Origin of the sequence: Vibrio sp. 10N.222.47.A9, assembly GCF_963872585.1 — a bacterium.
In the GTDB taxonomy this organism is placed as follows: Bacteria; Pseudomonadota; Gammaproteobacteria; order Enterobacterales; family Vibrionaceae; genus Vibrio; species Vibrio splendidus.
Genome location: NZ_CAWNBB010000104.1, coordinates 117,357 through 139,856 on the forward strand (window position 1 = coordinate 117,357; position 22,500 = coordinate 139,856).

General features: G+C 43.2%; 15 protein-coding genes. 7 read left to right on the forward strand and 8 right to left on the reverse strand.

The features are described 5' to 3' along the window. Positions 1 to 280 precede the first annotated feature (280 nt). From AACT19_RS24860 to AACT19_RS24870, 3 genes are all read left to right on the forward strand, one after another. The gene (locus tag AACT19_RS24860) at positions 281 to 1,684 is read left to right on the forward strand and encodes a carbohydrate porin (protein WP_017092683.1); all 1,404 of its coding nucleotides are present in this window, start codon (positions 281 to 283) and stop codon (positions 1,682 to 1,684) included. A 75-nt stretch (positions 1,685 to 1,759) separates the two neighbouring features. Next, the gene (locus tag AACT19_RS24865; RefSeq protein WP_083717907.1) at positions 1,760 to 2,641 is read left to right on the forward strand and encodes a MalM family protein; all 882 of its coding nucleotides are present in this window, start codon (positions 1,760 to 1,762) and stop codon (positions 2,639 to 2,641) included. Positions 2,642 to 2,806: 165 nt separating this feature from the next. Continuing rightward, positions 2,807 to 3,634 (forward strand): alpha/beta hydrolase, encoded by an 828-nt coding sequence (locus AACT19_RS24870; protein ID WP_076649288.1) that lies wholly within the window; start codon positions 2,807 to 2,809, stop codon positions 3,632 to 3,634. Positions 3,635 to 3,710: 76 nt separating this feature from the next. Here AACT19_RS24870 and AACT19_RS24875 read toward each other — a convergent pair whose 3' ends face one another. The 3 genes from AACT19_RS24875 to AACT19_RS24885 form a co-directional block, all read right to left on the reverse strand. Next, a complete protein-coding gene (locus AACT19_RS24875; RefSeq protein ID WP_017092686.1) occupies positions 3,711 to 6,542 on the reverse strand; it encodes an amylo-alpha-1,6-glucosidase in 2,832 nt (943 codons plus the stop codon). A gap of 30 nt (positions 6,543 to 6,572) precedes the next feature. Continuing rightward, positions 6,573 to 7,751, reverse strand: a complete 1,179-nt coding sequence (gene malE, locus AACT19_RS24880; RefSeq protein WP_004732148.1) for a maltose/maltodextrin ABC transporter substrate-binding protein MalE — start codon at positions 7,749 to 7,751, stop codon at positions 6,573 to 6,575. A gap of 468 nt (positions 7,752 to 8,219) precedes the next feature. Next, positions 8,220 to 9,851 (reverse strand): glycoside hydrolase family 13 protein, encoded by a 1,632-nt coding sequence (locus AACT19_RS24885; RefSeq protein ID WP_029405111.1) that lies wholly within the window; start codon positions 9,849 to 9,851, stop codon positions 8,220 to 8,222. Positions 9,852 to 10,045: 194 nt separating this feature from the next. Between AACT19_RS24885 and AACT19_RS24890 the strand changes: the two genes are divergently transcribed. Beyond that, positions 10,046 to 10,963, forward strand: coding sequence for a LysR family transcriptional regulator (locus AACT19_RS24890; RefSeq protein ID WP_076649294.1), 918 nt, complete (start codon positions 10,046 to 10,048; stop codon positions 10,961 to 10,963). A gap of 128 nt (positions 10,964 to 11,091) precedes the next feature. Here AACT19_RS24890 and AACT19_RS24895 read toward each other — a convergent pair whose 3' ends face one another. After that, complete coding sequence (locus tag AACT19_RS24895; protein ID WP_076649296.1) at positions 11,092 to 11,337, reverse strand: hypothetical protein; 246 nt, start codon at positions 11,335 to 11,337, stop codon at positions 11,092 to 11,094. A 608-nt stretch (positions 11,338 to 11,945) separates the two neighbouring features. Between AACT19_RS24895 and AACT19_RS24900 the strand changes: the two genes are divergently transcribed. Further along, positions 11,946 to 13,340: an ApeA N-terminal domain 1-containing protein gene (locus AACT19_RS24900; RefSeq protein ID WP_076649298.1), complete on the forward strand. Its 1,395-nt coding sequence runs from the start codon at positions 11,946 to 11,948 to the stop codon at positions 13,338 to 13,340. A 267-nt stretch (positions 13,341 to 13,607) separates the two neighbouring features. Here AACT19_RS24900 and AACT19_RS24905 read toward each other — a convergent pair whose 3' ends face one another. The 3 genes from AACT19_RS24905 to pulA form a co-directional block, all read right to left on the reverse strand. After that, on the reverse strand, positions 13,608 to 14,090 hold the full coding sequence (locus AACT19_RS24905) for a MepB family protein (protein WP_076649410.1): 483 nt from the start codon (positions 14,088 to 14,090) through the stop codon (positions 13,608 to 13,610). A gap of 506 nt (positions 14,091 to 14,596) precedes the next feature. After that, positions 14,597 to 16,363: an alpha-amylase family protein gene (locus tag AACT19_RS24910; protein ID WP_076649300.1), complete on the reverse strand. Its 1,767-nt coding sequence runs from the start codon at positions 16,361 to 16,363 to the stop codon at positions 14,597 to 14,599. A gap of 280 nt (positions 16,364 to 16,643) precedes the next feature. Then, positions 16,644 to 20,336, reverse strand: coding sequence for a pullulanase-type alpha-1,6-glucosidase (pulA, locus tag AACT19_RS24915; protein ID WP_076649305.1), 3,693 nt, complete (start codon positions 20,334 to 20,336; stop codon positions 16,644 to 16,646). 549 nt (positions 20,337 to 20,885) lie between these two features. Here pulA and AACT19_RS24920 point away from each other — a divergent pair. Continuing rightward, positions 20,886 to 21,275, forward strand: a complete 390-nt coding sequence (locus AACT19_RS24920; protein WP_076649306.1) for a DUF1294 domain-containing protein — start codon at positions 20,886 to 20,888, stop codon at positions 21,273 to 21,275. A 56-nt stretch (positions 21,276 to 21,331) separates the two neighbouring features. Here AACT19_RS24920 and AACT19_RS24925 read toward each other — a convergent pair whose 3' ends face one another. Beyond that, complete coding sequence (locus tag AACT19_RS24925; RefSeq protein WP_004732137.1) at positions 21,332 to 21,916, reverse strand: LysE family translocator; 585 nt, start codon at positions 21,914 to 21,916, stop codon at positions 21,332 to 21,334. A 141-nt stretch (positions 21,917 to 22,057) separates the two neighbouring features. Between AACT19_RS24925 and AACT19_RS24930 the strand changes: the two genes are divergently transcribed. Further along, a complete protein-coding gene (locus AACT19_RS24930) occupies positions 22,058 to 22,498 on the forward strand; it encodes an Lrp/AsnC family transcriptional regulator (protein ID WP_017090339.1) in 441 nt (146 codons plus the stop codon). The last annotated feature ends 2 nt before the right edge of the window (positions 22,499 to 22,500 follow it).

Genomic DNA, 22,500 nt, shown 5'->3' on the forward strand with positions numbered 1-22,500 from the left:
GTGAATAATTAGATCTGTGTGCTGTCTACTCCTCCTAGATTAAGTGATCTAACTCCTGTAAACACCGTTCTGTATAGTTTCTACTCCCTTCTCATCCCCCTTAATTTAGTTCAGGGCGGAGGAAGTCAAACTTGTCATCCCCTCTTAATATTGGCTCCGTTGAAACGAATCAGGGGAAACCCTAAACCTCTCTATCTTACGCCCACCATTACTGCCTTTGGTTGTCGCAAGAGAGCAAAAATATAAAACCTAAAATAAATCGTCCTTAATGGAGTTAAGAATGAAAAAAGTAAGTTTGATTGCTGCTGCAGTGGCTTCTGCACTTGTCGCTGGTTCAGCGTTCGCAGAAAATGACGTTGCACTTGATGTAACAAGTGGCGACTCTTCAATGGAAGTAGAGGTGAAAAACCCTACTGACGTTATCACTGACGGCTGGGAAGTTCACGGTTACATGTCTTCTAACGTTCGTGTTGTAGACGGTAAAACAGTCGACACTGAATTCGGCAAGCCAGATTACAAAACAGCGGGTACTCACGGTAAGAGTACTAACCAAGTTGAATTTGTAATTAAGAAGCACTCTGAGTACCAAAATGGTGTGTGGGCGGACTACGTTCTTCGTACTGAATATGGTAACGGTAACTCATACGCTTATTCTTCTGAAGGCGGACAAAAGAAGAATGATGATTCTCAGTTCGAAGTAAAAGAAGCTTTCGTTGAGCTCGGCGGTATTTTAGGTGAAGACACTTCTATTTGGGGTGGTCAACGTTACCTAAACCGTGCAGCAGGTCTTTTATCTGGTGAGTTTTGGAAACAATCATCTGGTATTGGTGCAGGTATTCAAACTAAGCTTGCAGGACATACAGCTGGTATCGCTTATGTAATGGCTGATCCTGATGCAGGTTCTGCAGATTCTTACGCGATTGACTGTAAACAAGATGATGGCACTACATCGACAGATCCTAGTAAATGTAAAGTCAAGAAAGATGGTGCAAAAGAAAGAGAGACACTCTCTTCTATTGACTTGTACTACTACGGCGTGGATGCGGGCATCGGCAGCCTAGACTTTGACTTTAAATATGGTCAGCAAAACATCAATGGCAGCGAGAACGAAGACGGTATCGGTGCAGCTGTAACGCTTAATACAAGTTACTATGGCCTAGACGGTTGGACTCAAAACGTAATTGCTTACGGCTCTGGCGTAATGAAAAACCGTGGTGTTAACTTCGGTGGTTGGTCTGGTGGCGGTGATAAAGAAGAATCACTATTCTTGACTTCTTACGGTGTGCTTAACATCTCTGAAAAATGGCAGTTAGGTACGGAAGCAGTGTACTTTACAGCTCTTGACCAATTGTTTGGTGCTGACGGTTTGACTCGTTACATGGTTGCTGCTCGTCCTTCTTACAAACTGAACGACAACATTCGCTTAGAAGCTACGGCTTCTTATGCACATGAAGAAGGTGATGAAGGTTACTGGAATCGCACTGGTGATGCTGTAGAGAGCGATATTCTTAACCTAGAAATTGCAACTGCATTTACAGCGAACTCTGACTACTTTGGTCGTCCACAAGTTAAGCCTTACATTAGCTACATTAAAGCTGATGATGAAGCAAGTGCTAAACAAATTGGTATCGATAACGGTAAAGACGAATTTGTATTCGGTGTACACACTGAAATTTGGTTCTAAACCGTTTAAAGTATAAGGCAGCCATTGGCTGCCTTTTTCCGTTTCCCCCAACAACCAATAGTGAGAGAGATTACAATGACAAATAAAAGCTCTATGTTAGCCGTGGTACTAGGTGCCTTGCTAAGCGGTTGTGCTTCCGATGCTCAGGTTCAAACTAAACTCGATGCACCTACCAATGCAGAAGTATGCTGCAGCGACTTTTCGCAGTTCCCATACGCACAATTGAATGATAATGAAGATTTAAAGTTTGATATCGACTTGGGGTCACCTGTCGGTACATTTACAACAGGTAATAGCCACTTTGCAGCGTTCAAGTTCAGCGAACGCTCAGGAGAGATGGTCGTTAAGCTATCGAGCTTGATGATCGATGATTCAGTTTTTGCTCCAGAAGCCATGCTTCTAGATGAAAACTTTAAGCCAGTGCAAACATTGAAGTTTGAAGACTTTAAGGTTCAGGCATCCGACGCTTTTACTCGCACGAGTTACATTGAGCGCTTGCGTATTGATGCGAGTAAGACACCTTATATTGTTATCTACACGCCTGCTGATGAGCTTGGCAATAAGGTGAAAGTTGATCACCCAGCAAAGGTGAGAGCGAAAGAATTTGGTGAGGTGATGCCTATGGTCACCGATCCGGTATACACGAATCAATTAGGTGGTCGTTTAGAGTTAGAAATTAAAACTTTAAAACTTCGCCCTTACCGTGCTAAACCTGCCGTAGCGCCAGTCGTTGCTGCCCCTGCCGCTATGGGAGCGATTGCAACAGCTGTTGTACCGAAGAAAGCAGACACGCAGATACGTGTGCAGCAAGAGACAAAAGACTTCTATTTGTCTGCTATACAAAATGCGGTGAAGTCAGGTGATATACCGAAAGCTTTAGGTTTGTTAGATGAAGCGAAGGCGCTTAATGTTGAAGGTGCACAAGAAGCTTTTGTGCGAGCCGTCAACGCAAAATAGCTTGTTAGCTTGTTAGCTTGTTAGCTTATTAGCTTATTAGCTTAATAGATTAGTAGGCTTAATGGCTTAGCAGCCCAGTATCTTAGACGCTTAGAGATAGAACGCTCCTTTAAAGGGGCGTTTTTTATATCTGAATTTATAGACACTTCAAGTTTAGAGGTCGTTATGCAATCTGAATTGATTATTATCGATGAGTTCTTTATTCCACAGTTGAATCGAACTCGAACGCTCCGCATTTACCTTCCTGCGGGGTATCACCAAGAAGAGCACGCTTATCCTGTCTTATACATGCATGATGGGCAGAATGTCTTTGAGAAGTCTACAGCGACGTATGGGATATGTTGGGACGCACAAACGACACTCGATGAGATGCAAAGGATCGGTAAGTTATCAGGGGTAATTGTTGTCGCCATCGACAGCAGTCATGAGCTTAATGGCATGGAGCGTTATAATGAGTATTCGCCTTGGCGCGCTAACCAAGAGATAAAAGAGTTGGGTGTTGGTGATGAGCTACTTAAATTTGGTGGTGAAGGGGACGAGTACATGGCGTTTATCTGTCATACATCGAAGTCTTATATAGACCAAACATACAGAACAAAGCCGAACCGAGAGTTTACGTACCTTGCTGGCAGTTCAATGGGCGGGCTAATTAGCTTATATGGTGGCTCACTGTACCAGAATATCTTTGGAGTGCTTGGGGTCTTCTCTCCGGCGTTTTGGTTCAATAAACCCTCATACTTCGAGTATATGAAAGAGTTTAACTTTCTGTATCCAACAAAAATATATATGGATATGGGAACGGATGAAGCTCGCGAAGGCACAATAGTGGATTTCGCGGATGTATATCTAAGTGGTTCGCGGGAAATGAATAAGTTACTCGCTCAAAAACACAACGTGACGCTGTTTTATCAAGAAGGTAAAGATCATAAGCATAATGAAACGGCTTGGTCTCTACGATTCCCTGATTTCATCGACTTTATTTTTAGACAATAAAAGAAGGCCTAATTCCATTCTCTTTCTAGTAATAAGTGGATTAGGCTTTCTTTATATCGGCTTGCTAACAATGAAATTAGTCTTTGGCTACTGATAGCTGTTGTTTATTCCGTTTGTTCAACAAGTAGTCATTGTTAAACATGCTACGGTGTTTCCTGGAAAAATCAGGTTTAGCAAATTGTAAGTCACTTAAGATGGCATTACTTTGTTTAGGTTGAATATCAATATGCGCTTGTTTATTGCTTACAGTGACCTGTTGTTGGTGACTGTCGATCGTGATCTCCAACGATTGTGTTAATGGTGTCGAGATTACGGCAACAGACTCATGGTTTATGTCTAACGTAAGCACCAATGTGATCTCGGAACTTACCGTATCTTCTCGATTTGACTGAATCTTGTAGCGAGAAATACCGCACTCAGATTCAAATGACAGTCGTAGCTGGTTTCCTTGACCGAAAGGCAACGAAGCCACTAATTCACTCCAACAACTTGGAAAATTTGGTGTTAGGTGTATCTGATTGTCCAATAAGCGTGGGCAATATCCCAAATAGTCCTGTTGCGCGTTACGAGCGTATTCTGAAACAGACCAGGCTTGTGCAAATGTGCCTGATTCTACAAGATCGCGGTCATCGAGTTGGTAGGCGTCCAAATTTTCACTCATTGTCCCTCTACAGCCTTGTGTAAGGATCTGTTTTGCCAAGTTTTTGGATAGCTGGTAACTGAGATCTTGCTGCTTAAACTTGTTGAGAGCAGTGATGGTAAAGCCTGCATTCCACCCCCAGATCGTACCATTGTGATAAGCCGCATCTTTGTGGTACATGGCTTGATTGTCATGATATGGGTGAAAATCGACATGCTCTTGTTGTAGCGAGCAGATCCCCCATGGGAACAATAGCTTTTCGACCGCATTCTTGACGATGTATTGCTCTCTTTCGCTCTGATTAAGCTCAACTTTCTGAGGAATTGAAATCGTCATGAGTTGGTTTGGACGCACGCTATAGTCGGGAGCGTCACCTTCAGATAAATGGTCGGCTAATCGATTATGTTCATTATCCCAAAATTTGGTTGCGAAGTTTGCCTTCACTTTTCCTGCTTGGATTGTCCAGCTCTTTTCTGCTTCGGAGTCGCCCACTAAAGTTGCGAGTTGAATGGCACTGTTTAAGCTCTCAAACCATAAAGCTTGGATATCATTGGCTTTAGGTCCACGAGGAGACCAAGGTGTCATCCCATCAATTTTTGCATCCATCCATGTATCAGGGTGGCGATGTGCCATCAAGCTATCTTCACTTAAGTAGTGTTTTTCGACACCTGTGATGAAACGCTTCAGGGTTGGGTAAATAGCCTTAGCGAACGCCACATCACCAGAATAGTTGATGTATTCGAGAGCTTCTCGAATCATCCACGGTGTGCCATCAGTAGTGTTGTAAATGATGTTCGTTTTACTTGTCACGCGATTGGGGATTCGGCCAAAATTCACGGAGCTTTCGTCGAGCATCTGCATTGATGCAAAGTTTTCAATTATCTCTTTGGCTTCGCTAAATAAGCCATTAACCAAGCTTGTTCCTGATAAAGCGATAAACGTATCGCGGCCCCAGCAGTCTTTGAACCAAGGTAGCCCAGCCCAAATGCCGGTCCCAAATTCATGGCTAACAAAGGCTCTACTGGCAAGACGTGACCACATAACCGCTCGGTTGTATTCCAGGTCGTTGGTCCACAAATAATTATTGGTTAAGAACTCATAAATCCGCTGTTGGTGAAGAACGTGTTCGTTATTTTTGATCGCTTGATTAACCAATGAGCTAGCGGTTTCAAGAGTTTCAGCAAAGCCGAGGTAGACGACAAGTTCAGTTTGTTTATCTGACGTCGTGAGCATGAGCTTTGTATTGCTCTCTGAGAGCTGAACTAGGTCGCGAAGTTCAGGGTGAGCGTCTAGCGAGATCTCTCGTGCATGTACTGCATGATTGCTCACGATGGCGACAAACCTTGGGCAGCCGTCTGGGCAAACTTGAGGGTTGAGTTCTATTACGATATTTGAGTCTGAAATGTGAACTTTAGAGTGAGTCGTAGGTACGTTGAGTTCTGGAATTAGGCTTAAAGCGCTCGGTTTGTTGGACGATACCTTAAGCGATACGAGTCTGGAACCTTGAATCAGGCTCAGCGATTCTCGACTATTCTCATAATGATGTTCAATACCATAAGGCGTCAGGCTAGCACGTTCAGCCTCTAACTTATTATTGAACTTGCCGTCGATATAGCTGGCGAAGGTTCCCAGTATCCAACCTTGGTGGTGACGATATTTACCACCGTTTACATAGCTATAGGTTGCTCCATGATAGTAACCATCGACATTATCCCCGAACACAAACGGGAATGACTGTGTCTCTGAGATGGTGAGCTCTTGGAATAGTTGGTTATGTGGCATTGCAAATTCAGGGTGTTGCCAGAGAGGCAGCGTCTCCTCTGTCTCACCCTCTATCAGACGTGTGTTCATAGGCTCGCGTTGAGGTGTTGATAGATCATTGTATTCCCCCTTGGTTACGGTGATCGTTGGCGTCGAAGCGCTGAATTGCACCTTCAAGGAGTATTGACCAGCGACAGCGGGAGAGAGCAGCAGATCATTGCCAATACCTTGTGTGTTGATAAGCGGCATTGCTTGTTCTAATTCGCAGAGTGTGGCTTCACTTTCATGCCCTGAAAGCGTCCATTGCTTGGTGCCATCTGAATCCGAAATTTTGAAGCGATAAAGGTCGGTAGATAAGCATAAGTTTGCTCTGTAAGAGCCGTCTTGCTCTTTGAACAATGGGGTGTCTAACCCCCAGCCATTGAACGTACCTTTTAGGTAAAGAGTAGGGATTTGCATAGCGAGTTGATTTCCAAAACAAAAAAGGCACAGCATGCGCTGTGCCAAAGGACAATAGGATATTAATAATAAGAAAGGTTATTTGGTGATTTGTTTCGCTGCTGTGTCTAGTGCTTCTCTAACGGTTTGCTTACCCTGCATTGCGTTATCGATAGCCGCACCTTCAGCGAACCAGTAAGCCGTCATTTGCGGGATGTTTGGCATGATTTCGCCGTTTTCAGCATTCGTCATGGTTGATTTGATGCGATCATCGCTCTCAAGAATTTTTTGGAATGATTTTAGTGTCACCGCGCCAAGAGGCTTGTCATCATTCATGGTTTTCAGAGCGTCGTCTTGGAATAGGTAGTTTTCTAAGAACTCGACAGCAAGATCAGTATTTGGACTCGCAGCATTGATACCCGCACTTAGGATTCCAACAAATGGGTTACCTTTACCGCCATTTAATGTCGGTAGTTCAGCAACGCCATAATTAACCCCAAGCTTGTCTAAGTTACCCCAAGACCAAGGGCCATTAATGGTCATTGCCACATTGCCATTGGTGAATTCTGCTTCTGCTACTGAGTAATCCATATTCGGGTTAACTACCCCTTGGTTTACCATATCAACTAAGAATTGAAGGCCACGAACACCCGCAGCATTGTTAACACCTGTGCTCTTGGCGTCATACCCTGTTGCTGTTTTTTCAAACGCAAAGGCACCACCGGCAGAGATCATCGGCCACGTGAAGTACGCATTTTTCACATCCCACATGATGGCTTTTTTGTTTTGCTTAGCCATCTCTTTCTGAATGGCAGCAAGCTCTTCCCATGTTTTTGGTGGGTTTGGAAGTAGGTCTTTGTTATAGATAAGAGAAGGTGCTTCGATTGCTAAAGGGTAGCCCACAACTTTACCGTTGACTGTCACCGCATCCCAACTGAAGTCGACAAGCTTTTCTTTGAACTCTTTACTTGGATTAAGTTCGTGAAGTAGGCCTGATTCTGCGTATCCACCAAAACGGTCGTGTGCCCAGAAAATGATGTCAGGGCCGCCGCCTGTTGCTGCGTGTTGTTGGAATTTAGCTTCCAGTGAATCTGGGTACTGAACGTTAATTTTTACACCAGTATCTTCTTCGAATTGTTTACCAATTTCAGCAAGACCGGCATAACTTTTATCGCCATTGATCCAGATTGTGATTTCACCTTCTTCCATAGCAAAAGCCGGTGCATTGAAAAGAGCAGCAAGGGTACAAATAGACAGTGTTTTCAATAGAGGTTTCATAGTTTTATTCCATATTCAGAAGGTTATCCATAACGATAATCACTTCTATCAGTTCTTATTATCTGAGAGTGATTTTATCGATTTCGTCTCTTCTTGAGAAATAGGTAAACAGCTAAGAGGTATAGTAAAAATCTATATCATTATTGTGAACCTAGTGTTTAGGAGGTAGGGTGTAGCTTTTGTGATGTTGAACGTGAAAAGAAATGTGAAGACGGGCTCAAACAAATTGATGGTGATTTGGCTATCGCTCGCTAAGAAGAGCGTTGCGTATATTGGTTTATGCGATGTCGGATTCAATATACGGATATGTTGGCTAGATATACGGCTTTGACAGTTAAGTTTACGCGCTAAAGAACAACGAAAAAGGCAAGGGTTTACCTTGCCTTTATTCGGGGAGATTGGCTCTTATGGTGCTATAGCTTCATAGCTTCATAGCTTCATAGCTTCATAGCTTCATAGCTTGATGCTTTACAGCTTTAAAGTGAATGCTTCATAAGGGGCTAAGTTTAGTTGCGTGTCGAGACTCGAAACCTCACCATAATTGTTGATTAGGCAAGTTGCTGTTTGAGTGCGATATTGCTCAGGGACGTCAAGCGTTAATGAGTCACCAGAGAAATTACATACGACAAATAGCTGCTCACCATCCAACTCACGTACGTAGGCGAAAACCTTGTCGTGTTCTTCAAAAACAGGAATAAATGAACCGTAGACAATCGCTGGATGAGCTTTTCGTAACTCTATCAATGTCTTGTAGTGGTAAAATATTGAGCCTGGATCGGCCAACGCACTTTCGACGTTTATCTCTGGGTAGTTTGGATTCAGCTCAATCCACGGTGTTCCCTCAGAGAACCCTGCGTTAGTTTGGTTGTTCCAGTGCATTGGTGTTCTAGCGTTGTCACGGCTGTTCTCGTGAATGGCGTCCATCATGTGTTCATGAGTGACACCCGATTCCGTTTTTACTTTATAGAAATTGTGCGTTTCAATATCTTTATATTGGTCTAGATTGTCAAAAGCGACATTGGTCATACCAATCTCTTCACCTTGGTAGATATAGGGTGTGCCTTTCAAAAAGTGCAAACACGTCGCCAGCATTTTTGCTGATTCAACTCGGAAGTGTTTGTCATCACCGTATTTTGAAACCAAACGTGGTAAATCGTGGTTGTTCCAAAAAAGCGAATTCCAGCCACCATCGGCCAGCTCAAGCTGCCACTTGGTCAGCACATTTTTGAACTCTCGAAGATCAAGCGGAATAGGGTTCCATTTGTCACCGTTTTCCCATGTCAGGGTGATGTGCTCAAATTGGAATACCATCGAAAGTTCATTTCTATCTTGTCCGCTGTATAGCTTGGCTATTTCTGGTGTCGCGCCCCAAGTTTCTCCTACGGTTAACAAATCCTTGTTACCAAAGGTCGCCTGATTCATTTGTTGTAATAGCTTGTGCAGCCTTGGCCCGTTCCCAGTGATTCCTTTATCGATCTCTTTACCAATAAGATCAATCACATCTAATCGGAAGCCGCCGATGCCAAGGTCAATCCACCAGTTCATCATAGTATGAACTTCTTCTTGAATCTTCGGGTTTTCCCAGTTCAAATCTGGCTGACGTTTCGAAAATAGATGGAAGTAATATTGTTGTGTGAGTTCATCCCATTGCCAAGCACTTCCGCCAAAGATAGAGCCTTGGTCATCCGGTGCACTGCCATCCGGTTGTGCATCGCGCCAAATGTAATAGTCTCGATACGGATTGTCTTTTGAAGAGCGTGCTTGTTCGAACCAACGGTGCTCATCTGACGTATGGTTTACCACTAAATCCATAACAATCTTAATGTCACGTTCCTTCGCTTCATCCATCAGGTGTTTCATCTCTTCCATCGTGCCAAACTCTTCAGCAATCGCTTGGTAATCCGAGATGTCGTAACCATTATCATCCATTGGAGATTGATAAACTGGAGATAGCCAAATGACATTAATGCCAAGTTCCTTTAGGTAATCCAGTTTGCTGATGATTCCATTTAGGTCACCGATACCGTCATTATTCGAGTCTAAAAAGCTACGCGGGTAAATTTGGTAGACCACTGCGTCATGCCACCATTTCTGTTCCATCTCAATGTCCACTTAATGATTTAATTGACTTTACTATAGTGATTTCACCTTTCTGTGGGAAATAGCATTACTAATGCTCTCTATAGAAAAATCCTATATCATGAGTTCTATCCACTGCGCGCTGTGTTCAGTGGTTTAATTTGTTGAATTTCTAACCTCGCATTTTGTGATCGAATGCAAACTAAGAGAATCCTATGAACAAGCTATACCGATATTTTCTGATGGTTGCGCATACAGGCAGCATTAAAGGTGCGGCGGAAAAGCTGAATATTAGCCAGCCCTCCTTGACCGCGGCGATCAAGAAATTAGAGAGTGATGTTGGTGTTGCTATTTTTACTCGCAAGTCAAAAGGCGTTGAACTTACCGAGTATGGGTTGTTGTTTCAGGAGTTTGCACAAGAACAGCAAGAAAAGCATCTGTCGTTGATGCACCGCTTTACTGATATGCAGCAGCGACAATTAGGTAAATTGAAGCTCGGAACCGGCGAAGCTTGGTGGGAACAATTTGTTTGCAAGGCGGTTGAGGAATACAAGCAACAAGAACAAATGGGCTCGCTACATTTAGAGTTCGGTAACAACTTGTCTTTGATGCACCACTTGGTTCAAGGCGATATTGACTTGTTTGTAGGCCATGAAATCTACGGGCTGCATGAGCGATGTAAAGTGACGTTTTACCCACTTTTTCAAGACAAAGAAGCGGTGTTTGTTCGAGTCAACCATCCATTGTTAACGAAGAAACATTTAGACCCGAGCTTGTTAAGGCGTGAGATGTTGGCGTTTCCAATACTCCAAGTGACCCCCGATCACTCTAGACATAACTCTGTGCTGTCTGATCACGTAAATTCACAGCCTGGCGGGCGTGATACCGAGGTGGTTGGGCGAGATGTCTATGATGTTGACTCTCTTTTTGCGAGCTTAGATATGCTAAGAATGTCTGACGCTGTCATGCCATACAGTCATAAAATGTGTAACTGGATGAAAGACAAAGGCTTTGAAACGTTACTGATTGACGATTCTAAGCGCGGGAACGTTGGTCTTTACGCGAAGCAGGGAGCGGAAGACCTCAAGATCAAGACGTTCATTGAGATCTTACAAAAAGCCAACTTTGATTAAGCTAGAAGCCAGAAAATGCGGAGAAAGTAGGGACGCGCTGTGGTGTTAAGGCGATTAGTATCATCGAGTGCTGATCAGGGCGGCTAATCTATCGATTCTGAACGTTGTAAGCCGCACTAGCCATTTGCCTACCCTTTGGTCTGGTGACCTGTTTTCTTCGCAAACTTTTGCATAGCCTCAGCAAAGGTTGTTGCCCCACCTTTAGCTTGAACCTGTACCACCTTATACCCCAATTTTTCTAGTGCTTGGCGCTCTACTAAAACAGCGTCATCGTCTTGCTGGCTGCCCTGTGCTGGCTGATGAAGGTAACACCCTTCGAGTTGACCATCTTCGACCAGTTGGTGGTGTTTCAGTGAATTGATATCAAAATTCATAATCAGTCTTTTCGTGTAAATGGGGAATACCTGTGGCAAAGCCCGCAAGTATCTATAATTCGATTGTTTGTACCATAAGGTATTTTAACAATAAAAAGCGAATGGCAAAACCGTAAACCAGTGGAATGTAATCGGGAGCGGTTAACCTCAGAAAAGGGATGAGGTAACTGAGATCGTGCTGGCACGTTTTTGGACAGTTATTAGAAATTAATTCTGCTCATTTAGCAGTTAATGAATAACTTTTTATAAGGCAAATTCGCCAATTAATACGTCTTCATACTGTCAATCTCATTTTAAAATGTCCCCATGGTAAGTTTATCGACTTGAGGCTTTGAATGATTCGGTGAGCACTGGGTTGATGGTTCGAGGGGCTATTTGAAGGGGAATATCCTGTGACCATAGATGATTGGCACGAATTCAAAATGCACTTCAATGAATTGGGACTTCCTACAGATCCAATCAGAACTAGAAATAACTACAATTTCAAAACTGCCTAAGTTCGCGAGTGCGCTAGCAAAGTTGATGTAACACTTCGTAAATGATTGTTTTAGTAGTAACATCATTAGCTTATATGCATATGCTTGTTGCGACTTTTCTTGAGGTATACGATGTCCGTGTTCGAAGAAACAAAAGGTATTGATGTTCAGTTAGCTGACAAAAATGGTGTTCATTACCCCGCAATACTAGATATTGATAATGACGGTATTTCATTAGACATTTATGCAGAGTCAAATGAAGAGAGATACTTCCAATTAGACTACACATCATTAGAAACTTTGACGTGTGAATCATTTAATAAAGTCTTTTTCCTTTACGGATTACAGATGGAATCGCACTTCTCGTCAGCTCTAAAAGGAGATAATGGAGAGAGGGGTTTTATGAGAATCAAACTTTCAGCCGAAAGAGTAATTATTATAAAGAGCTGCACTTACCTTGATAGCAAGGTCAATTCTATTGAACTCTCTTCAGAAGCCATTGCTGATTGGATTGGAACCACTCATACTCAAGCAAAAATCCCAACTCTTTCATATGAAGAACTTACAGCAAATAGAAGTAAAGCGTTGAAAGAGTTTGAAGTAAACATACCGGAAGTAGGTAGACTTTTTCTCAAATACAAATGGTCTCAAGGTGGTATTGACAAGTTTAGTGTTGGAACATCTTTTCCACCAAGCCTTGTACTTGAATTGGAGAAAGAACATTCATTTGAAAAGGCCTTAAGCTTTCTTGACGACCTAAAGCGTCTACTTTTTTTTGTTGTAGGCGCTCAATTTGAGGTAGACGTCAGATTTAAGTTAAGCTTCGACATGGAAGGATGTCTCTTTGAATGTAAGTCAAATCCTACATACGATGATAGACACAGTATTCTCTATCCATTGTTACACAACACAATAGATTCTAGCTATACAAGACTACCTCCTTTCGATGTTAAAGCTTTTGCTGCATATTTTGCTCTAAATAGCGATACAAGAAATCACTGGTTAAAGTATCAATCTTATAAACAACTCGAAAACAACGAAGAGAGATACTTGGGCTACTTTAGAATTCTTGAGTCACTACTCTACAAGCAAGAAAATTTTTTGGCGCCTGAACTTTTCGATTCTTGCATAGACACTTTTAAAGTCGACTTAGCGAAGCATTTTGGCGTGAAAAACAAGAAAATGGAAAGCTTTCTTCGGTACATAAAAACACAAGTAAACACCAAGAAGTATAATGTGGAACGCAACTTGATTAAGCAATTCAAAGCGCTACCTAAAGAGTTCAAAGACATAATCTGTTTCAATCAGGATAACTTGAAGCCGATTGTAGATCTTAGAAACGACATTACGCATGCAAATAAGTATTCAATTAGTGAAAGACAAAAAATAGAGAACTTGACCTTTTTGGAAGCTCTTTTGTTATTTGAAATGTTTAAACAAATTGGTATTGATTATGCTCTTTCTCTTAACGCAGTTATAAGAATTCCAAGATTTGTCTATATCCGCAGTCATTCACCAAGTATATAAGTGTAGACTTTTACCCCGTATTACATCTCGGAGATTAACAGCGAACAGTCTGAGAAGAATGGATAACTTCTAGTATTGCAAAAACCCGTGAACAGGGTGTGAATGAGTAAAAAGTCTAGCCAATAATGGGGCAAAACTTTGCCAGTGCTTTTGCTAAATTAGCAAACCACGAATAATCACAGGTATGGCAAAGTTGTTGTGAAGAGCTAGTGCGATGAATAGCATAGCACTAGCAAAAGTATTGGTTTAGGTACGCACTAAGTGCGATTACGCTAAATTACCGAAGATCTTGGTGAATTTCTCAAAGTCTAAGATTGTATTATCTTCAATCCATAAAAAGTAATCACTTTGCCAGAGCTGAGTTTTCTTTGCTGAATTGGAAAACACTTTTGTTTTTAGCTCTCCACGGCTAGATGTCCATGGTGGAAACACTCTGAATGCCATTTTACCTTTAGCTTTATCTGAGGTAATGATTTTTTTATTAATCAAAACAGATAAAGGGAAGATAAACATCCCTCTTTTCGAAGATTCGTAATCATTAACCTCAACAAAAAGATAATCTAGATCATTCTTATCGTAAGGCATGGTTCTTCTAGATTCAGTGCTATTTTCATCTGGTCTCTTCCATATTGATAGAAAATTGCCGGGCCTATCTGGTGTAAGGTTCCCCTTTCGATAGATAACTTTCTTTTTATAGATAGAGAATTCAAGAGCCTCATATTTACTATTCTGAGGGTATTGGTCTAACACTACGGGATGGGTTAATTCATACCCTTTAGATGTCAAATTATGACGTAAGAAAAAATCCACATCAATGAGGTATTTACACTGAGTCAAAATATTTCCTTTTAATAAAAAACGATGCAGCATCCTAACTCTTCGAAGGTTCGTAATAAACCATTGGATTACTCTCTAAAACCACCTTGTAAGTTTATGACGCCTTCAAATCGATTGATAGAGCAAGAATTATCGAGTTGCTTTGAGCTAAAAACAGCACTCTAACACCCATTTTTCAATCTTTGTGAGTTCTGGGTGCCAGATTAGTTCTATTTGGTCAAACACTGCTCACCTGTGAATGTAGACTTTTTGGCGAAACCAATTTAGGGGCAAAAACAAGTTACAGCTACCCGCCATAGCTGCTTAGAGCGTGCTTTGAAAACCAACGACCGTCTGAATTTTACTTATCCGAAGACGACGTTAAGTACCTTTTATTGTATTTTAACGCCGTCATTGCTAGTTGCTTTTAGAACGGTTGATTAAAGGGTTAACACCCAAGCGAAAGCGGCTAGGGGCTTTAATTCTGCACTGAAATAACCGACACCATTTTCCACATACAGAGTCTGTTGTTGGACGCCTTCAATATGTTCTTTGAGCGTATAGCTTCCGTCAGCGATGCCTAGTTTTTGAATAACCTCTGCCGTCACCTTCAGCTGAATGTGGTCTGTTTTGCTTTGGCTGAAGTTAGCCGCGGCGATAACCAGTTCTTGATTATCGAAACGCAAGAAAGCATAAACTGAATCACTTAGCTGATTGGATTTGTGTAAATCTTGGTACGCTCCGGTCATCGATGAATGGTTCAATGAAAAGGTCATCACTTGTTGATAGAAGAGTCTGAGTTGCTTTTCGTCATCGTTGAGCTGCCCACCATCGAACTTTCCTCCGTTCATCCATTTTTGATGTTGAGGAACACCGATGTAGTCAAATATAGACGTGCGAGAAGGTTGCCCAAAGCCTGCGTTCTCCGCGCCCGATTCGCCGACTTCTTGCCCGAAGTAAATCATGGTGGGAGAGCTACTTAATAGCGCACTGACTAACATGGCTGGTTTGGCAATGTGTGGGTTACCAACAAACTCAGGAGACGCGACACGCTGCTCATCGTGGTTGTCCAAGAAGTGCATCATGTGGTGTTCGATGTCCATCATTTGATGCTGGATCTCAGGAATGATTGCCGTTGAAGCCTTACCTTGCATAATTGCTTTTAGGCCGTCGTAAAGATCGACTTTGTCATACAGGTAGTCCATTTTACCCAAGCGAATGTAATCACGATAAAGGTCCGGTTGGTACACTTCCGCCATCAAAAAGGCGTCTTGATTCTTTACTTTGATTGATGAATTGAGATAGCTCCAGAATTCGACCGGTACCATTTCTGCCATATCGTAGCGAAATCCATCGACGCCTTTTTCTAACCAATATAATGCGATGTCTCGAAACTTAACCCATGAATCCGGCACATCAACTTGCTGCCAGAAATGGTAGTGGGCGAGGTGATCACGCATCGCGTAATCGTCCGGAAGCTCAGGAAAGTCTTTTGAACCGTCTGGTCGCACGCCATAGTTAATCTTTACGGTTTCATACCAATCATCGAAGTTTGGTTTGCTCAAGCGCGATCCGTTTCCTGTCCATTTGGCTGGGGATTCAAGAAACGGTGAGGCTAAATTCGGGTGTTGTTCGCCACCAAGAGGAATGAACGCAGGTTCGATCTCGGGCAGTTCAAATGTGCTGTCAGGAATGTAATAGAAGTTATTGTTGCGATGATACTCAACCGTCGTGTCATCTTGATCACCAAAGTCACGTACGCCCTCTGGGTTATTCAAGCCTTGGTAATTACGGGCAATGTGGTTAGGGACGATATCAATGATGACTTTCAAACCATTGTCATGGCTTCTTTTGATCAAGGCTTCGAATTCCTGTAAACGCTGCGCTGGGTTGTCAGCAAGATCTGGGTTTACGGAGTAGTAATCTTTGACGGCATAAGGTGAGCCAGCCCGTCCTTTCACAACGCTTGGATGGTCGTCTGAGATGTCGATGTGCTTGTAGTCGTTGATCACAGCATGATGTGGTACTCCGGTGTACCAAATATGAGTGATGCCGAGTTCTCTAATTTCTGTCAGCGCTTTATTGGTGAAGTCACTGAACTTGCCCACGCCATTTTGTTCAATGGTTCCCCAAGGTGTGTTCTGTGTATTCTGATTGCCGAACAAACGGGTAAAAACTTGATAGATTGAATGTTTCTTGTTGTACATACTTATATTCCATCTCGAGAAGTGGAGCTGTAGGGCTTGTCGTTGAAGCTGTGTTAGACGTTATATTTGATATAGACGTTATCGTTAGGAGGCTAGCTTAATCAGAATGCGGCTTTATCCTCCTTGGATAAGAAATTCGGGGCGTAGTTGCTGTGGTATGTGAGCGGCTGCTCAAAACAGGATGGTATGAGGCTTATTTCACTTTAATCTTATGAGAGTTAATATAGAAAAAGGGAGGCTTAATGCCTCCCTTTAAACCTAGTTTTTTGTTCTATAAAGCTTACTGTTTGGTCACAGAAACCACGGCCTTACCCACACTGCTGTTTAGCTCATGAATCGCATTCAGAGTGAAGGTATAGCTGCCAGCTTCAGTTACGCTCAATTGGCAGTTACCATCAGTACCAAGGTTGATAGAGCCACCTGCAAGTTCAACAGAGTCACAACCCAAGTTAGGTGTTCCCCAATCTGCATCCGCAAACTTGAAGCCATAGTTACCAGCCTCTAAGTTGCCTGTTACAGAATAAACTCCATTAGCAACAAAGTTCATCGCCCAATTATCAGCTGCGCCCCATCCATTCATGTCACCACGAACGTAAACCGTTGTTTGGCCGTATGGAGGAATGCTAGATACATCCTTGTCTGAGTTATCAACTGGCAAACCAACACCTTGTGCATCGCTTTGAGCTTGTACAAATACAGCGGTGGTTAATGCAGGTATGGTGAAAGTTTCAGCGGCAAAGGTTGCGCCTTTCACCGTGTCGTCAGCCGAGTTTTGTTGAACATCGTGAAGTGTAAAGCCAGTTGCTCCTGTGATCTTGAACGATTGAGATTTATCCGTTGAGTTCACTACAGCGACAATCGCATCGTTCGCTGGGTCAAGGCTTTTGCCTGCGGACACACCATCATCAATAGACATCACGATCAGTCCTTCGATTTGATCTTTGCCCACATTGCGGAAGTCGACACGCTTCATGACTTCGTCAGCTGTGTCTAAGCGGAACAGTTCACTTGAGCTACGGATTTTTAATAGATCTAGGAATTGTTGCTTAGCTAGCTCAATATCCTTAGTGTCTGGTTCTGTTGTCTTGTCAGCAATAATGGTTTTGATCAGATCCCAGTTAGCACCATCTTTATCTTCACGTGGTAAGCCAACATTCCAGTTGTTGTCAGTACCATCAAACATGACGCGGTTGTACCAATCACCAGAATCGTAAGAATCACGCTGCATAGACTTAGATCGTAGCAGTTCAGAACCCATATGGATGAATGGTATACCTTGGCCTAACATTACAGTAGAGAGCGATACTGACTGCATGCGAGCACGCTTTGCAGAGCTAGTACCTGCAGCGATCTTGTAAGCGTTGTTATCCCAAAGCGTTTGGTTATCGTGTTTGGAAACGTAAGAGATGTTCTCTGAAGGCATCTTGGTGTAGCCAGCGGGCGCACCGTTATAGTCAACGTTTTTGCCCAGTTTGGTATCGCCTTTGTAATCAATCAACACATATTCTGCGAGGTTACCTGCCATCCCTAAACGAACAAGGTCTTGGTTGTGTAAACGACCGTTGATAGAGTCTTGGTCGGACTTTGTTTCTTCGTTGGCAATCGCTGCGTTACCAAAGCCTTGGTTAAAGCGGAGTGGGTGACTACCTTCTGAGTCGACACCACCATCAAATGGGCTACCGCCACGTACGGCGTCACGCAGACGGTCCGAGAAGGTGCCAATTTCGGTGCCTGCCATATTGATCTGGTTGGCTTGTTCGAAGCGAGCGTTGTTTGCTACTTCGCCAAAGTCCCAACCTTCGCCATAGAACAGGGTATTTGGGTCGATCTTGCGCACTTCTTTCAATGCTTCAACCATTACGCTTTTTGGCTGGTGGCCCATTAAGTCAAAACGAAAACCATCAACCTTATAGTCGTCAGCCCATACCTTGAGTGAGTCGACCATCAACTTACCCATCATTAGGTTTTCAGTTGCGGTGTTATCACAACACGTTGAGCTTTCCACGCCACCAGTGTTTACATTAAGACGGTGGTAGTACCCAGGGACAATCTTATCCAGTACCGACTTATCGTTCACGCCAGATGCGTTGGTGTGGTTGTATACCACGTCCATGATCAGCTTAAGATCCATGTCGTGCGTGGCTTTCACCATTTGACGGAACTCTAGGATACGCTTAGAACCATTTGGATCTGTCGCATAACTTCCCTCTGGAACCGTGTAGTGGAATGGGTCGTAGCCCCAGTTGAAGCTGTCCAGCATGCGTAGGTCATTCATCAACGCTTGTGCATCGCCTGTTGAAGGATCATAACCATCGAGTACATCTTTGATGACTTTATTTTCGTCTTCGTTTCCACACAAGGAGGCAGCAGGTTTTACATCACACAGTTTGCCAACGGTGTCGGTGATATCGACACGGCTCGCTTCATTTTCATCAACGGTAGCGATATCGAATGCCGGTAAGATATGTAGCGTAGTTAAGCCTGCATCTTGCAGAGCTTGTAGGTGCTTGACCGACTCACGATCTGCTTCTGTGAGAGCGAGGTATTTTCCGTTTAGGTTCGCTGTGCCTGCCTTATCGCTGAAGCTAAAATCACGAAGGTGTGATTCGTAAAGTACGTGGTTTGTGTCTTGAACCGTTTTTTCTGTGTCGCGCTTATAGTTACTCCAGCCTTCTGGTTTCAGTGTTGAATCATTAAGGTCAATGACTTGAGAGTATGCAGAGTTCTTCGATAAGCTGAGTGAGTAAGGGTCGGTTACTAGGCGAGTTTCAATGTTGCCTGTGGTTGGGTGGTAAACCTTCACTTGGTAGCGATAGTAACTGTTGACAGCGTTAGGTACCGCGTCAGTCGCCCAGATACCCGTCTCAGTGCTTTCTGTCATTGGAAAAACTTGTGAGCTTTTCAGGTCTTCGCTGTAAAGAACTAGCTCTACATCTTGCGCTGTTGGTGCCCAAAGCTTGAAGGTAGCCGCACTGCATTCAACAATCGCGCCTAGTTCTTCAGCCATTGCATTACCAGCATCTTCGCTAGCAAATACCGCATCAAGCACACCAGGTTTTTGAACCTCAGTTGAAGAGATAACATCGCCATTGGCATTGTAGGCAACAAAAATTATCTGAGATTTTAAGATAGTGCGAAGTGTGCTGTCGTCAACATCGATAGCCAGGGCTGGTAAGCTTGCAAGGTGGCGGAAACGCTCTTTCAATTCAGAGGACAGCTCCCCGTCTTTGCTTAGTTCAATTGCAGTTCCGCCGACAATTTCTTTGTCGTCGTTCATCGTGATGCTGTTATCTAATGCATAGAAGAGTTTTACAGAATCGGCATTACTAGCTGCTTCCCAAGCGATGGTGGTTGCATCTAACCAATGTGCTTTTTGGCCATCAATATTTACTGGTCTTTCTGAAATTGGGTCGTAGTACAACTCGCTGCTGCCATGGAATCCGAATACACCTTGCGAATCACCAAGCTTGGTTAACTCGACTTTCGAATTGGTACTACCAAACGCTTTTTCGTCGTCATTGTGTAAGATGAAGTTCATGCATTTATGCGGGTCAGAAGCATCAGGATCGACTTTCAACACATAGTAGGCACCGTAGGTATCGCTGATACCATCAAATTCGTAAGGTGCTTCCCAGTTAGTGCCCGTTTCACTTAACCCCATGGCTACTAAGTCTGTGCTGGTACAGCCTTCGCCATTCCAAAGGTGCAATCCCCAGCCATCATAGGTCGAGTTAGACGTGCTAGCAGCCGCGACATCTCGTTTGTAGTAAACAACGACTTCGTTTTCGCCTGCTTTGTATAAGCCACTGTTGCCAGCATCCGTGTCGCTATCGCTACCACAGCCTGCGATAAGGGTGGCGGTGAAAAGAGGTAAAATTGCTTTGGCCAATGTAGAGCGTTTGAAGCTCTTCTTTTTGGTGTTGTTGAAGGTATTTCGTAGAGAGATAATTTTATTAATATTTATGTTGTTCACGTTTTAATATCCATATTTCACTTTTTATGAAGATGAATATCCTAGTATTAACGATGGTCAACTATTTGTGATGGCTATGTATAAAGTTATTTTTAATGCGTAAAAATAGGAAACCTAGTGTCAATATCACGCTTTGTATTTGGTTTCAGTTAAATTAATTGGATCAATAACTCATATGTCTAATATCAATAGTAGAAGGCGTAGAGGATGGGAGTAGATAATAAGGATGAGAGCTCATCCTTATTAATGTGAGATGAATATCACTTTGGAATGTTCTTATTTTTAAAGAGTAATAAAGTTTTTACGTTCTATTTAATATTAACATTAGTGAGTTTTGTATATTAGGGACGATAGCTGTACTCCGGGGGAGCATAAAGGTAGGTAGATTACATCAGTTTCATTTGCAGATATCTGCAATTCCTATAAATTCCATAGTGCACTTAAGGAGAAGGTAGATTTCTTGGGAGCGAAACCACCAGTTATCCATCCTTATCAAAATCTACAGGGCGTAATTGCCACAGTATGTGAGCTGTTGCCCAAAAGGAGTTGATGTTGTCTTCATCTATTCAAATCGTTATCACTTATCTTGTTCTGGTAGCGGTATCTGTGTTGTTTGCGGAAAGTTCTAAAGCGCTGTTGGTGTGGTATTTGGTTATCGGTGTGGTGACGTTTTTTGTGTATGCGAAGGACAAGCGAGCAGCGATCAATGGCAATTGGCGTGTGCCAGAGAAAACCCTGCATACTTTTTCTATTGCTGGTGGCTGGTTAGGGGCGTTGATAGCTCAAGAGAAGTTGCGTCATAAAACGCAGAAGCAGCCGTTCAGATCTATCTATTGGCTGACAGTGGTAATTAATGTAGCGGCGTTTGCGTGGACGTTAACCCCAAGCGGGCAGGCAACATTTGGGCGTTGGCTTAGCGAGATTATTGGATATCTTTAACGAGAATGATGGCTAGTAGTCGTGTACTAACCATCACAATATAGGACGTTATTTGGTTAGAGCATCGGAATTGTTGATGCGAGCAGTAAGCCTGCCATACCGTAGTTAAAGCTTTTGATGCGAACGGGTGTTGTTAACCAGTGCTGCAGCTGTTTACCTGCCGCCGTCCAGAATGTGACTGACGGTAAGTTCGCTAGCGTGAAGATACCTGCGATGATCGCAAGCTCCCACCATGAACTGCCGCTGCTATACACTGAGAATGCAGTCAGCGCCATTGACCAACCTTTAGGGTTTACCCATTGAAAACTTGCTGCGCCGATGAAGGTCATTGGCTTATAAGCCTCGCTGCTTTTGGCTTTGCCGCTCAATGCTATCTTAATCGCAAGGTACACGAGGTAAGCAAGGCTTAGGTATTTCAAGATTTGGTGCGTCACAGGGTATGCGTTGAAAACGCCCATCAAGCCGAAACCAACCAGCAGTAACATGGCTGCAAACCCCAGAGCAATACCAAGCATGTGCGGAATAGTGCGGGCGAAGCCAACATTTGCTCCTGATGTCATGAGCATGATGTTATTTGGACCCGGCGTGAAGGTCGAGACAAACGCAAACAAGGCAAGTGCGCTAAGTTGTTCTAAAGGCATTATGGTTCTCCAGCAAAAAAATGAACGAAGTGACTGACCGGTCATGACTTTCACGTGTTGAGAAACATAGTAGGTGGAAAGTGAGGCAATTATGTGCTTTTATTTCCTCTATTATCAATAAATGCACAATAATAAGTACTTATGGATAGATTTGACGAAAGGATATTGCAAGAGCTTAAATTGGACGGCAGAATCTCCAATATCGAGCTTTCTGAACGAATTGGTTTGTCGGCTTCAGCGACCTTAAGGCGAGTACAGGATCTTGAGCGTAAAGGGGTCATTCAAGGTTACCGTGCAGTTCTGGATAATGGCCTGATGGGCGTTGGCTTTATTGCTTACGTTTCGATTGGTTTATCAAGCCACAGCAAAGCGGCTCAACTGGAGTTTGAACAGCACGTCAGTATGGAAAAAGAGGTAGTGGAGTGCCACAACATTACCGGTGCCAACGAATACTTGCTAAGGGTAGAAACCAAAGATCTACCGGGCTATAAGAAGTTTCATGCCGATGTGCTTGGGGAATGTGCTCAGGTTCAATCCATTACCACCATGGTTGTGATGGATACACCCAAAGATGAACGTTAGTC

What these genes read in the sequence shown, in the direction of transcription:
- AACT19_RS24900 (WP_076649298.1), top strand. Translation starts at nt 11,946, where the DNA reads ATGTCCGTGTTCGAAGAAACAAAAGGTATTGATGTTCAGTTAGCTGAC.
- AACT19_RS24860 (WP_017092683.1), top strand. Translation starts at nt 281, where the DNA reads ATGAAAAAAGTAAGTTTGATTGCTGCTGCAGTGGCTTCTGCACTTGTC.
- AACT19_RS24930 (WP_017090339.1), top strand. Translation starts at nt 22,058, where the DNA reads ATGGATAGATTTGACGAAAGGATATTGCAAGAGCTTAAATTGGACGGC.
- AACT19_RS24920 (WP_076649306.1), top strand. Translation starts at nt 20,886, where the DNA reads ATGTTGTCTTCATCTATTCAAATCGTTATCACTTATCTTGTTCTGGTA.
- AACT19_RS24925 (WP_004732137.1), bottom strand. Translation starts at nt 21,916, where the DNA reads ATGCCTTTAGAACAACTTAGCGCACTTGCCTTGTTTGCGTTTGTCTCG.
- AACT19_RS24870 (WP_076649288.1), top strand. Translation starts at nt 2,807, where the DNA reads ATGCAATCTGAATTGATTATTATCGATGAGTTCTTTATTCCACAGTTG.
- AACT19_RS24885 (WP_029405111.1), bottom strand. Translation starts at nt 9,851, where the DNA reads ATGGAACAGAAATGGTGGCATGACGCAGTGGTCTACCAAATTTACCCG.
- AACT19_RS24910 (WP_076649300.1), bottom strand. Translation starts at nt 16,363, where the DNA reads ATGTACAACAAGAAACATTCAATCTATCAAGTTTTTACCCGTTTGTTC.
- AACT19_RS24865 (WP_083717907.1), top strand. Translation starts at nt 1,760, where the DNA reads ATGACAAATAAAAGCTCTATGTTAGCCGTGGTACTAGGTGCCTTGCTA.
- AACT19_RS24890 (WP_076649294.1), top strand. Translation starts at nt 10,046, where the DNA reads ATGAACAAGCTATACCGATATTTTCTGATGGTTGCGCATACAGGCAGC.
- AACT19_RS24895 (WP_076649296.1), bottom strand. Translation starts at nt 11,337, where the DNA reads ATGAATTTTGATATCAATTCACTGAAACACCACCAACTGGTCGAAGAT.
- malE (WP_004732148.1), bottom strand. Translation starts at nt 7,751, where the DNA reads ATGAAACCTCTATTGAAAACACTGTCTATTTGTACCCTTGCTGCTCTT.